12 protein-coding genes are annotated in these 13,729 nt (G+C 35.0%); 2 read left to right on the forward strand and 10 right to left on the reverse strand.

Features of this window, described 5'->3' with window-relative positions; translation table 11 throughout:
* Positions 1-101 precede the first annotated feature (101 nt).
* The 6 genes from HUK49_RS09670 to HUK49_RS09695 form a co-directional block, all read right to left on the reverse strand.
* Positions 102-293 carry a hypothetical protein gene (locus tag HUK49_RS09670; RefSeq protein WP_191913578.1) on the reverse strand — a complete coding sequence of 64 codons (192 nt, stop codon included), beginning with the start codon at positions 291-293 and terminating at the stop codon, positions 102-104.
* Positions 293-841: a hypothetical protein gene (locus HUK49_RS09675; RefSeq protein WP_191913579.1), complete on the reverse strand. Its 549-nt coding sequence runs from the start codon at positions 839-841 to the stop codon at positions 293-295. Before HUK49_RS09675 ends, HUK49_RS09670 begins: the two co-directional genes overlap by 1 nt.
* Positions 842-1,120: 279 nt before the next feature.
* Positions 1,121-1,549 carry a hypothetical protein gene (locus HUK49_RS09680; RefSeq protein ID WP_191913580.1) on the reverse strand — a complete coding sequence of 143 codons (429 nt, stop codon included), beginning with the start codon at positions 1,547-1,549 and terminating at the stop codon, positions 1,121-1,123.
* Between the two features lie 12 nt (positions 1,550-1,561).
* The gene (locus HUK49_RS09685; RefSeq protein ID WP_191913581.1) at positions 1,562-3,052 is read right to left on the reverse strand and encodes a BCCT family transporter; all 1,491 of its coding nucleotides are present in this window, start codon (positions 3,050-3,052) and stop codon (positions 1,562-1,564) included.
* 4 nt (positions 3,053-3,056) lie between these two features.
* On the reverse strand, positions 3,057-3,770 hold the full coding sequence (locus HUK49_RS09690; RefSeq protein ID WP_191913582.1) for an NTP transferase domain-containing protein: 714 nt from the start codon (positions 3,768-3,770) through the stop codon (positions 3,057-3,059).
* A gap of 1 nt (position 3,771) precedes the next feature.
* Positions 3,772-5,508, reverse strand: coding sequence for a phosphotransferase (locus HUK49_RS09695; RefSeq protein WP_191913583.1), 1,737 nt, complete (start codon positions 5,506-5,508; stop codon positions 3,772-3,774).
* Between the two features lie 145 nt (positions 5,509-5,653).
* Between HUK49_RS09695 and HUK49_RS09700 the strand changes: the two genes are divergently transcribed.
* On the forward strand, positions 5,654-6,691 hold the full coding sequence (locus tag HUK49_RS09700) for a glycosyltransferase (RefSeq protein ID WP_191913584.1): 1,038 nt from the start codon (positions 5,654-5,656) through the stop codon (positions 6,689-6,691).
* Between the two features lie 25 nt (positions 6,692-6,716).
* Here HUK49_RS09700 and HUK49_RS09705 read toward each other — a convergent pair whose 3' ends face one another.
* From HUK49_RS09705 to HUK49_RS09720, 4 genes are all read right to left on the reverse strand, one after another.
* Positions 6,717-7,820 (reverse strand): glycosyltransferase, encoded by a 1,104-nt coding sequence (locus tag HUK49_RS09705; RefSeq protein WP_191913585.1) that lies wholly within the window; start codon positions 7,818-7,820, stop codon positions 6,717-6,719.
* A 16-nt stretch (positions 7,821-7,836) separates the two neighbouring features.
* Complete coding sequence (locus HUK49_RS09710; protein WP_191913586.1) at positions 7,837-8,694, reverse strand: beta-1,6-N-acetylglucosaminyltransferase; 858 nt, start codon at positions 8,692-8,694, stop codon at positions 7,837-7,839.
* Positions 8,695-8,712: 18 nt separating this feature from the next.
* Positions 8,713-9,519: a LicD family protein gene (locus HUK49_RS09715; RefSeq protein ID WP_191913587.1), complete on the reverse strand. Its 807-nt coding sequence runs from the start codon at positions 9,517-9,519 to the stop codon at positions 8,713-8,715.
* Between the two features lie 113 nt (positions 9,520-9,632).
* Complete coding sequence (locus tag HUK49_RS09720; protein WP_191913588.1) at positions 9,633-11,744, reverse strand: KxYKxGKxW signal peptide domain-containing protein; 2,112 nt, start codon at positions 11,742-11,744, stop codon at positions 9,633-9,635.
* A 182-nt stretch (positions 11,745-11,926) separates the two neighbouring features.
* On the opposite strand from HUK49_RS09720, the gene HUK49_RS11565 reads away from it, so the two are divergent.
* A complete protein-coding gene (locus tag HUK49_RS11565) occupies positions 11,927-13,654 on the forward strand; it encodes a GH25 family lysozyme (RefSeq protein WP_191913589.1) in 1,728 nt (575 codons plus the stop codon).
* Positions 13,655-13,729: the final 75 nt, after the last annotated feature.

The following is a 13,729-nucleotide window of genomic DNA, read 5'->3' on the forward strand; positions in this document are numbered from 1 at the left end:
CAAATCAATTGGTATCTGAATTCACGGCCACTTAAATGTCTTAATTGGCATACACCAATCGAGATCTTCTTGCTTAATCTACGTCACTAAATTCGTTCAAGTTATTTCTTGCAATCTGCCACATAAAAACTTAAATTTTTCTCACCTATCTTTTCTACAAAGTCATACGATTTATTTTCTACTTTAATCTTTTGATTCCATATTTGATCCAATCTAGATGGCAATAATTCGTATTTTCTATTCTTTACATTCTCTACCTTAGGAAAATAATCTGGGTGTTCTCCCATAGCCATTAATAGTTTTTTTGCTCTGAAGCTGTAGGAGTAGGGGCCATTATCTGTGCAATAACATCATTATTTAACCTTAAAACCTGACCACTTATTAAATAAGACTGTGCAGAAATACTCAAAATTACTGATAAAAGTGCCAAAATATGACTAATTTTAATTCCAATAATTTGCTGATAGTCCTTAAAATTATCAGCAAACATAATAATTGGAATTACTGAAAGCCATATTCCAAACCGCCACGGAGTATACTGTAAAGTATTAACTAATGGAACATGATTAAATACTTTCCATGGAAAAGCCTTTAAACAAAGGATAAACATGTATCCTTCTAGAATCGACAATCTAATTAATTGACTTTTTATACCCGAATTAAAGAAGCAATATACTATTATTAATAGTACCAATGCAGCGATAGATAGTTGTCCCCGCGACCACCATGAAATAAACTCTAGCATTTTCGGTAAAGTGGCAGCTTTTATATGTCCCTTACCAAAAGGTTCTAATATACCTGAACTAGATATTTTCAAAATACGATATATAATTGGGGACATCCCAACTAAGACTAACGGAAAACTTAATAAAGCATTAACAAAAAAAGATATACTAATTTTCCTTTGAAAAATCCGAAATAAAACAACACTTCCTAAAAGAAAGCCATATACTATTAAACTAAGTAAATGTGAAAACCCTATAAGAATAATACAGAGTGAGAACTTACAAATTAAGGTAATATCAATTTTCTTTGAATCTAATAGCTCTTTACTAACAAAGAAAATTGGAAAGATAAAAATATTTATTATTGCAGCACCAGGTTGAATCTCATTTAAGAATTAATACAAAGTATATCCTAAAAAGGTATAGATCGTAGCAAGGTAAAATGACATTTCAATGTTATCTGTCCTGATACTCAAGCAAAGCCAAGTAACAGTTAATGTAAGGAAAAATATCAAGAAACTAATCACTACAACTTGATGTTGCGGAGATAAGCAAATAGTTATGAATACCAAAGGCCATAGGGTAATGTCTGGATACATTCCATTGACTGCTTGTCCTATTCCAAAAAAAGTAGAAAAATTTACCCAACTAGGTATTTCTAAATGTAAGAATGAATTTCGAATTTCTAAAATTCGCTGAACATGAAAGATACCATCGCCAAATAATTTTACTCCCCCATTAAATTGGCATTCAGCTGAATATATAAAGAATATCACTAAGACTATTAACAGTGTTCCAATTCTTATCTGACTTACCTTTTTCATGTGACTTTCCCTCTAAACATGATTCCTACTCTCCTTATAAAACCCAACCACAATCATGAGCATCACGATCATCGTTGGTAATGCCGCTATAATCGCTACCGACTGAATATTATACATATTACTATTACTAATTAACAGCGCCATTGGCAATACCATAAACACAATTGCCCAGAAGCCTCGAATAGTTTTACTAGGTTCTTCTTCGATTGCTAGATGCTTATATGAATATTTAGAGACAACCATAGTAATGGAATCAAACACGGTTGAATATAAACCAATCATTGCTAAAGCCAAAAGAATCAAGGCAATGCGATACTGGGGCAAAGTCTCCATTAGCTTAATGGCTACCTGGGCATAGTTTTTGCCATCTGAGATTAGTTGGGTAGCGTTGACTAATCCTTGCACTTGGCGTGACATGCCAAAGCTACTTAACACAACGAAAGCACAAAAGGTTCCACCTAGTCCCCAAGCATAACCGCGTAAAACTACGTCCTTAATTGTTCGTCCCCGGCTAATACTACCAATAAAAAATGGCGTGGCCACACACCAAACAATCCAATATGACCAGTAGTAGATTGTCCAGTTTTGGGTAAAGCCATGGCTATGAGTTGTCGTTGCCATTCCGATAAAATTTTGGGTTAAATTCCCCACGGCCTGGATACCAGCATCGACAATATAACTAAAAGAACCACTGAAAAGTAAAACATAGAGTAATAAGCCAATAAAGAAAGTATAACAAATCGTACTTAACCGTGAAATTGCCTTCATCCCAATTACTGAAGCAATCAGATAAATTGAAACAACCACGCAAATTAAAATAATCGACAGTTGCTTAACCTGACGGATTCCAAAAAGGACACCAACCGTTTGCGACAATAAGGGCATGGACATGGAAAAGGTAGTCGCTGTTCCTGCAATAAAAGCAAAGATCGCAATCAGATCAATCAATTTTCCCGCTATGCCATCAGTATATTTACCCAGTAATGGTCGACAGGCTTCTGAAAATTTTTGTCGTTTGTTTTTGGTCACATATAGCATATAGGCAAATGCCACCGCCAACATTAGGTAAAACGACCAAGCAATCGGTCCCCAATGAAATAATGAATAGGTTAACGACCATTCCATCGTTGCCCCTTTTTGCTTGATAAACGTCTCACTAGAATACATTAGCCATTCACATAAGGCGTAAAAGATAATATCAGCTGACATGGTCGAAGTAAAAATCATGACTCCCCAGCGAAGATTTGAATATTCGGGTTTGTCTGTTGAATCACCGAGCTTGATTCGGCCAATTCTTGAAAAAGCGGCGTACAGTGTGCTGATAAAAAAGAACAATCCCACCAAAATATAGAGAAACGATAATTGATTGTTTAAGAATGACCGAATATCTTCCAAAATGAGTTGTGAATTTTTAGGGAAGCGTTCTAATAAAAAACTCAGGCCAAAAACAACAATAATCGGAATAGTAACTAAGGACCAGTCAATTTCTTTATACTTTTTCACAATCCTATCCTCTCTTTGTCAGCCGCTGATCAACCTGTTTCAACTGATCGACACTATCAATTTCGATAATATCATTAGCCGTGATTGGCATTACATATAATGAAAACTCATCAAAGTAATCAAACATAGCAATATCATCCCAGTAAATGTCGTAGTGATGAGCGTTTTCAAACTCTGCTTCTAAGTAATCTTTCAGACGCAGACTATCTTCCGCTTGCCATTTTGATAGGCTATATAAGCGCCAACCATGATCATTTCCTGAACGGTCGCATCGTAAAATCTTACCATTTTGATCGGGATGCATAATCCATTCATCAGTAAATTGACTAATCTTTGCTCCGGCATATCCAGAATGAGTAAATTCTCTCTTTAATAATTCTGGATTCATTACTAGCTGATCACCATCGAGGATCATCGTGCTCTTTAATTCATTACGAGCCACATACAATGATGAGATATTATTGTACTGGTTATAGTATGGATTGTTAATCAGCTTCACCCCTGGATACTTTTCTCCCAGATAATTAAACTGCTCAGCTAAATAACCGACAATAATTGAAATATCATAAATTCCATTTTGATGCAGTCCCTCAATTACTGATTCAATCATTGGTTTTCCCGCAACCCTAATTAGCGGTTTAGGTGTTTTATAGGTTAACGGACGCATCCGGGTGCCTAAGCCCGCTGCCATAATAATTGCGTTTTCTATTTCTGCCATCTTATTTCCTTTCCAAGTACCGAAGCACCTTTTGACTGTACTCTTTTGCGTACCGATACTGAGCTAATAAGTATTCACCAAAGTCTAAGCCTAATGACTGCTTGTATTCGCACCAATTACTCCAAAGCAGACCACATATAGCAACATAAGCGTAAATCTTATACCGAATAGCCTCACTGACTGAATGTTCAAAATATAAGTCAATTAAGTGATCTATCTGTGATTGATCGTACATTGAGTAAATTGCAAACATGGCAATGTCAACATGGGGATCCTGCATTCCTGCATATTCCCAATCAATTAAGAAAGTATTCCCTTGTTGATCAAACACAAAATTATCAGCATTCGCGTCAATATGACAAAGTGTCCACTCTTTATCCAACCGCTCAATATATTGCAAGAGTCTTTCTACCTGTTGTTTCACCTTACCGTAATCACGATAAGCAGAAGGAGCACTACGTAACTGCTCATACTTATTAATTTGACCAGCTAAATCAAATTGATGATCAACTTTTAAGTTCTCCTGATGCATTTGTTTCAATAGGTGCATGCATTGTTGAACATCATCCCAATTATTAGGATCACAATTTCGGGAGTTTTCAATAAACTCAGTTAGTTTATAGCCGTTTTGGGGATTCAAATACAAGGTCCGTTCTACATAAGGTAATCCTTTAATCCTTTGATAAACATCGTATTCTTGGTGACGATTAATTAATTGACCAGTTCCTGCTCCAGGGATCCGCATAATGTATCGTTTTCCCTGACAAGAAAAGATGAAGGAACGATTAGTCATCCCTTTCTTCAAGACGTGGATCTGATTAATTGCTTCTCCGGGAACGTTTAACGTTTGTTCAATCACATCGATTGCATCGTTCTTTAAATGATTAGAATTACCATCAAGATCACGCAATTCTTCATAAGAGTTGATTTCGGCATAATCATGCTCATCAACCAAGTTGGAATTAATCACCGAACCATGAAAGTCTAAAGTCGATTCCCAGAACTGATTAAGTCCATCACGAGACTCTACCCGTTCAATTAATCGTTGTTTTAATTGTTTTCCTAACTCATTATTCAGATATGCAAGGCCAACCATTCGATTACCATCTTGATTAACCGGCTTAATGTTTCCCCGATTGGTTACTTGCCAGTTTGAATCCGAATTAGTTTGTCGACTAAACATATACCATGCTTGATCTTCAAGTTCTGAAAACGGATTGTTCTTAAACCAAAGATCACACGGGACAATATAACTATTTTCTAAATAATCCTTGGCCAGATACAATGAATACAGGTTATTCCATTCACCATATTTAGTATTAACTATTAATTCAATCCCATATTGATCGATCAAGTATTCATAATGTTCTTTCATAAAGCCAACAACAATTTTAATCCGCTTGATCCCTTTAGCTTGAAGCTGCTTGATCAGGCGCTCAATTAATGGTTCTCCATTAATTTCTAGCAATCCTTTAGGCTCCTCAGTATTAATTGGGACCATTCGCATCCCAAAGCCAGCAGCTAAAATGACTGCCTGTTGCGGATGATGATTTTCAATATACTCTTTTCCCTTAATCGTTAGAGATAGTTCTTCATTAAAGAGATTATTTTGCTTTAATTGATCTAATAACTGATTAACCTTGCCTAAAGAGATATTCAGCTGACTTGCCAAGTCTCTTTGAGTTATTTGAGGCTTTTTTAATTTTAATTTGAATAAATCTAGTAATTGTTTGTTCATATATTCTATCCTTTTATATAAAATTGAACAAAACTATTTTAACACTACTAATAACTATCCACAATCATTGCTAAAAGTAAATTTACTGTTCTTTATGTCTGGTGTATAGTTAAATCATTAAAACATCATGGAAGGAAAGTATTTAATGATTAAATTTGTTGCATCTCACCTCTCTGGAAATGGTGGGACTGAAACGGTATTAGTCCCAGTACTCAATCATTTTGCTAAAAGTAACTCTGTCGAATTAGTTATTTTTGGAGCTCCCGATAATGATTATTGGTTAAGTAAGTTAAATTCTAATATAAAAGTTAGAATTATAAATTACTCAGGTAAATTTTCTAAACTACTCTCTTTCACACAAGAAGCTTTTTCTATTAAGAAAAATGACCTTCTTATTTCACTTAGCCCATCATTTATTAAACTTTCTTCACTTCTGCGGAAAGCGAAGTTATCAAATTTTAAAATAATTTCCTGGATTCACTTTTCTCTAGTTGATCAAGATCTTTTTAATCCGCATGACATCACATATGCAGACTACCATTTAGCAATCAGTAATAAAATTAAGAAACAATTGGTAAGTTTAGGAGTGTCAGAAAAAAAAGTTGCGGTGATTTATAATCCTATCAAGCAAGAACATATTTGGCATTTTCAACAACATGATGGGGTTAATATTGCCTATATTGGTAGGATTTCTTTTAAAGGACAAAAAAATCTAAAAGAACTTTTTGACGGTTTGAAAAATTCTTCTAATACTAACCTATTTATAGTGGGGAATGGTTCAAAAGAAGAAATAACAAAATGTAAGACATATATCGACAAAAATCAAATTACTTCAAAAGTTACTTGGGATAGCTGGCAAAAAGATCCCTGGCGTTACCTTGAAGATAAGAACATTGATGGAGTAATTTTGACTTCTAAATTTGAAGGTTTACCAATGGTTTTCTTAGAGTCAATTTCTCGTGGTATACCAGTTATTTCTAGTCAATTTGACGGTTATGACGATGTTGTTAAAGACGGGATTAATGGTTTTTCCTATGAACCAGGCAACATTGATAAACTCACTAAAATAATTGGTAAAATTAAAGATATTAAAGACAAAAAGAAAACTCAAAATAGTATTAATGAATTCTATAATGATAATTATTTCGCTAAACTAGATGATATTATTAAGAAAATATATTAAAAAGTTGATGTAACGGAACTTTTCCTTACATCAACTTTTCTATATCCTCAGCTTGGCGATCAACACTAAATTTCTCCAGATTATTATCAAGATAATCACGACTCTTACTTTGACTTAATGAATCTTCCAGTTCACTAGACCATCTAGCAACATCCAATCCGTGTATCTTCTTAATATTACTTGTCGCAAATATATCCTCAACATTAGTATCCGAAGCTAAAATTTGCAGATTACTAATTTGTGATTCTAAAGCTACTAACGATAATCCTTCATACATACTTGGAAAAAGCAAGGCATCCATTGCTGAATACCATTTATTAACATCAGCAATAAAATCGTATTGAATAACACTATCTCTAATGCCTAACGATTGAATTTTTTCATTAATTTGCCCCTTTAATGGTCCCTTTCCTAACATCAAAAATACACTATTCGGATTTGATTTATGATAGTTTGCAAATACTTCCAATGCAAAAAGCGGATTTTTGCGGTCTTGAAGGACTCCAACGAAGCCGACTAATTTTGTCTTAGTATCAATATTTAACTTATGCCGAATACCTTCTCTGTTCTCCGTTGAAAAAGCGAATTTAGGGATATTAATTCCATTAATACTAATAAATACATCATCGTCTTCATTAAACATCCATCTTGCCGCTTCCTTTGAAGTAGCAATTTTTTGATCTGAATATTTGTTAAATACTCTTTTTCCGTGGTTATTCACTGCCACCAAAGTTCTCATCAATAATTTATTAGAGAATTCATGACTAAAATAAGAATTATGCGAATGGCACACTATTTTTTCTACTTTTCCATACCGTTTAGCATAAATTACGGGAAAATAATTCCAAGAAGACGAATAATTAAAGTAAACAATATCATAATGATGTTCTTTAAAGAAAGCTTTCCACCATTTCCAGTGTTCAATTGGGTTCTTAGTAACCGGAATAACCCGCTCAAACATCCATCCCAATTTTTCACATTCTTTATCAGTTAGATTTTCAGGATCAGTTCCATAACCTACGGCATCAATTTTGTACTTTACAGGATCAAATCGACTAAATACGTTAAAAATAACTTGTGTTAAACCACTACCACTAATAAAATCCCCAACAACAAGAACTCTTTTCATTTCTTCCTCCCACTATCTAAGGTAGTAACTGTCTTAGCTTATCTGAATACGGACTCTCAAATTTCCGCCCAAACATCGCATTGCTCTTCTTAATTGCTTTATAGTCTCGTTCATCCAAAATTGCAGGAAAACTATTATGAATATGCTCCCACTTAATAAAGCGATGGTAATCATACTGTAATCGTGATTTAAATTGTGGAGTATTACAAATAATTGTCTGTACCCAGAATTCATCAGAGAAACTCCCGGTCTTTAACATTTTACGGAAGTTTTCATGATTATCGAAATAATCCAAACAATATTCGACCGCATCGCGCGGTAAGTCACACCAATTAGCCCCCGTATAGATTTCAAGATCAATTCCTAATTTCTTTAACTTATTTACCCTCAATAAGCTTTGAACCCAGGTGCTTAAACGATTGTAGACTTTACCAAACAAAGAGTGACGATCTATTTTATCGTAATTATAGTAAAACTTTTGCCAATTAAGAGCATTGTCACGTCCCTTTTTTACGTCAGCTTTATAATACCGTAAATAGATATTATTGTTTTCCTCATAAAATTTCTTAATCTCTTCAACTGGCTTCAAAGGCCAATCTTGTCCAGAAATCAAGTGGACATAATCAATTTCTGGATCTTGCATTGCCCGATGCATTAATTCAACTGCAACTTGCCCAATTGACCAACTTCCCCAATTAACACTAATTTTTGAAAAATAGTCCACACCTAATTGTTGAAGCTTCTGTTTTTGTGCTTCTGAAACTGGTGTTTTCTTATCAAAATGAATAATTACTTTAAATGTTGGTCTAAGTTTTTTGGATAATTCAATAACCTGATCAATATCTTTATGAGCGATAATTAGTACTGCTTGCATGATTTACCTTCCATTATCTTATCTAAGCCATGCTTGTAGGTTATGGTTAACTTGTTTACTTTTTGGTGGAATTTCCATGTAATCATTACCATAAAGTTCAGTTAAATATCTATCCCAACAAGCAAAGGTATCAAATGTGTAATCCTCAAAGGTAACCTTAGTGGATTTAAAATATTCTTTGACAGTTAAAATTTCTTTACCATAATCTCCCCAAAGGACATCACCAATTAGCCCCGTCTTATGGTAATCATAGCTCTGAGAAAGCTTCGATAATTGATTATTTACTCTTTTAAGCCCATATAATTTAGCAAGTGGGATCAATGGTGTTTTAAGGACTTTCTTAGCAAAACTTCGCCCCTGCCCTGGTTTGGCAAAGCTTAACATTAAAATCTCACGGATAGTTGATATCTTCTTGTAAAGTCGCTTTTGTTGTTTTTCATCATCTGGTAACCCATCCATTGGGAAAACATCAATCCATAAATAGTCAGCCACATCATTACCAAATTGTTGACTCATTTTTGTCCGCAAATCAATAATTTTAATATATGGGTAATTCGAGTCACCAAACTGAAAATCAATCACCTTATAGTATTTATCAAATACTGGATCTTTCTTCGCAATACTTACTAACCGATTGTAGCTTTCACGGTCCATACACACATCAATGTCATCATCCCAAGGGATAAAGCCATGGTGACGGACCGCACCTAATAATGTCCCCGCACATAAGTACATTGTTAAATCATTTTGCTTACAAAATTGATCAAAATTAACCAAGATATTTAGTAAATATTGTTTAACTTCTTTTCGTGTTAATTGTCTCATATTATTCCTGCTTTATTTTATTCTAACTTAGTAATTATAAGCTATTCCCGATATTGTTACAATTTACAAAAAATAAGAGATTCCTATCAGCTTGATAAGAATCTCTCAATAAATTAATCAACCGTAATTGCTTGTCCCGCATATTCACGAGCAAATTGAGCTGTTGTGATCCAACCTTTTGCACCATAATCATATGCATTCCAGCCGAACGATCCTTGACTAGCGTAATTGTAACAAGGATCAAAGATCCGGAACCACCCATTTTGATAACCAACAATTACCTTACAGTGGTTTCTTGCCCAGTAAGTATTTTCATATCTGGAGTAACCATAATATTCAACTGGATGACCAGAATTAATGATATTAATAATATCCTGAACACTGCTTCCTGAAATGTTCCGAACTGAAGAATCAAAGTGATGAGCAAGATCTACTAAAGAATCTGGTTGAATAACTAGTCTAAAACCAGCACCTGTATAAATGTTACCTGATTGACGTGGTTGTAATAAGTTCAATGCATATCCCATATTAATATATTCCTTAGGACTTAATAGCATTGCCAATGAATAAACTGAACATCCCTCAGCAACTGGGAATTGGCTATACCATTGTGGGAACCATAAACGACCACTATTATCAGCATGGTATGTCCAGCCATTAACATTTACCCAGCGGTTTTGGTATAAATTAGCATTAACCGGATCAAAGTAATACTCAATTCCATTGATAATATGATATCCAGTATCAGCCCAAGCATTAGCTAAATCAAAGAAGTACCAACTACCATTGATTAGATGCCAATTAGTCCAAGCAAAGGCATTAACATTGTCGAAATAATACCAAGCATTATTAAGCTTTTGCCAACCAGTTAAGGCATTAGCATTGTTATTATCAAAGTAGTACCAGAAACCTGCTGGTGATTGGAACCAGCCTGTATGTGCCCAAGCATTTGTTGGATCAAGGTAGTACCAAAAACCTGCCGGAGTCTTAAACCAACCAGTATCCGCTGAGGCATTAGTATTATCAAAGTGATACCACTTATTATTAAGCTTTTGCCAACCGAGAAGACTTGCTCCATCATTGTCAAAGTAGTACCAAAAACCTGCTGGGGACTTGAACCAGCCTGTAGAAGCTGTTCCATCGTTGTTAAAGTGATACCAAGCACCATTTAGTTTTTGCCAGCTATTAAAGGCAAAACTATTTGTACCACGATTGTAATAATAGATATGACCTGCAATTTGATTTAACCCATCATTGAGAGTGGTAGTATCAATCACCCCAGTTAATGGATTGAACTTATAGGTGTGGCCATTTACCGTAAGTTCAGTTTGCCGAATACCAGTACTTGGATCGTAATACTTCAATAATTTAGTATTAGCATCAACTAACATTCCCTTTAATTGATGACCAGATACTGGATCAAAATAATAGTAATTACCATCAATTAAAGTATCACAGGTTGCCATTTGTGCATTTTCTGGTTTGAAATAGTAAGTATTACCACCAAGATTTTGCCAACCAAGATATGCACTACCATCACCTTTGAAACTATACCAATGACCGTCAACATACTGCCAACCAGTCTTCATTGCACCAAATGTTCCATCTGCCTTACCATTCAGGTAATAGAAATTATTGTTAATCTTCTGAATACCACTTTCTAGAACTGCGGTTTCTGGATTCATATAATACCAATTACCATGAAGATAGTTCCAGCCAGTATATGCACTACCATCGCCTTTAAAGCCATACCAGTTACCATCAACATACTGCCAACCAGTCTTCATTGCACCATACGTACCATCATGTTGTTCGTTTAGGTAGTAGGTTTTATTATTAATCTTTTGAATTCCAGTTTCCATCTTGGCGTTATCTGGATTCATGTAGTACCAGTTATTATCAATGTTTTGCCAATCTTTATTTTGATTACCATTATTAAAGTGGTACCAATCATTGCCAGTGGTTTGCCAACCATTTGCATTTTGGCCACTAGTATTCTTCCAAGTACCATTTTGATTCGTATAACCGTTAATGTTAGTAGTTATATTTGAATCATTAGACTTGTCATTATTACCTAAAAAGTACTCGTTTTGAGTCGAGGTGACGTCAGTATTATCGGAAGCAGATGCTTGGTTCAAATTAGCTGAAACTGCAAATGATAACACAGCAACTGCTGCAGTAACCCAAAGCTTTCCTGATTTATAAAGCTTAAAATGTTTTTTCATAATTACCTTCCCAAATAAAAATAATTTAACACTAGTAATATATCACTATTTTTTATTTCTTCCTACACGTTAATCATAAAAAAATTACAATTTGTTAACAGATCTTAATATTATTGAAATTAAACAATTAGTATTAGGAATTATAATAGTTATCGTTATATAAATTTTTTAGGAGGATTATAGTGACTCAGAAGAACCATATCTATCTTGCTTCAACATTAACATTATTATCTTTATCAACCTCGTTATATTTAAATTCTAAAAACGTTCAAGCTGATACTAACCAGGTACAGGCCGAACAAGTAAATTCAAATGCCAATTTAAGTGCTAATTCCGCTTCAACACAAAGTCAAAGTGCCACTTCAGCAAGTGCCTTTACTACTAGTTCCAATAATGTAGCTAGTGAAAGCACTGCTGAACCAACGCAATCATTAAGTATTAACAGTCAAAATTCGGCTGCACCAGCAACCGCATATACAACCGTAAAAGCAGCTGCACAAACTGCTTATGATGGCACACCAGTAATCAATATTGGTGACGCTAACTATCCTCGAGTAGATGCAGTTGATATTAGTGGTTATCAAGCTAGTATGACTCCTAATAATTTTGTTACCTTAAAAAATCTCGGAGTTAAAACAGCGATTGTTAAGGTTACTGAAGGAACCTACTATATTAATCGATATGCTGGTCAACAAATTAATTATGCTAAAAATGCTGGCTTAAATGTTCAAGTGTATCACTATGCCAAATTTGGCAGTCAGGATGCTGCTATCAATGAGGCTAACTATTTAGCAAATGAAATGGAGGCTTTAGGGCTAGACAAAAACACCTTAATTTATGCTGACATGGAAGATACAACTACCAAATATTACGGGGTTGCTAATCATTTAAATGCTTTCTGGAATCAATTAAATAATCGTGGCTTTACTAACCATGCAGTCTATGCCTCAACTTCTTATGATCAAACTTATAATGTCAGTTCAACAGTCGGGAAAAACCGTACTTGGGTTGCCCAATACCTTTATTCACCATCTTCAGCTAACCTAAGGAACCAAAACTATGGAGCATGGCAGTTTAACTCCCATGGGCGCATTCCTGGATATAACGGTGACTTAGATATTTCGATCGATTATCAAGGGTTAGTAGCTAACTCGGGCGAATGGTCTAACAATAATGGGAAATGGTCATATTCAATTAATGGCAATAATGTTACTGGCTGGCAACGAATAAATAATAACTGGTACTACTTCAACCAAGATGGTACTGCGCAAACTGGCTGGTATCAATCAGGTGCTGGCAACTGGTATTACTTTGACTATACTAATGCATGGGCTTTGACTGGTTGGCAATATATTAATAATAATTGGTATTACTTTGATTACAGTAATGCATGGGCTGACAAGGGCTGGCAGAATATCAATAATAATTGGTATTACTTCGATCTAACAAATGCTTGGGCGCTGCGTGGTTGGCAAACAATTAACGGTAATCGTTATTACTTTGACCCTAGTAACGTTTGGGCACTCAAAGGATTTCAATATTTAGACAATGCTTGGTATTATTTTGATGATAGTAATGCCTGGTTGAGTCATGGTTGGCGCTACAATGGTGGACAATGGTATTACTTAAGTCCAAGTACTGGTCAATTAGAAAGTGGTCTTCAAACAATTAACGGCAAAGTTTACTATCTTCAGCCAAACCACAATGGCTACTTTGGTGCAATGCAGACCGGCTGGTTTAACTTGAACAGTCACTGGTACTTCTTTAATAATGGTGGTGATGCTGCTACCGGATGGTTTAAATCTCCAGCTGGCTGGTGGTACTACTTTGATGATAATGGTCAAGCACGTACTGGTTGGCAAACCGGTACTGTGCCCTGTCAAGTTTACACATTAAATAATAAAAATTAGTTGGCCTTGCCAAAGCGGTATTCCGCTGCGGTAAGGTCATTTCTCTTCGCTGAGATAAATTTTTCAGTGAAATAG

It is taken from the genome of Limosilactobacillus portuensis (genome assembly GCF_014838735.1).
Classification (GTDB): Bacteria; Bacillota; Bacilli; order Lactobacillales; family Lactobacillaceae; genus Limosilactobacillus; species Limosilactobacillus portuensis.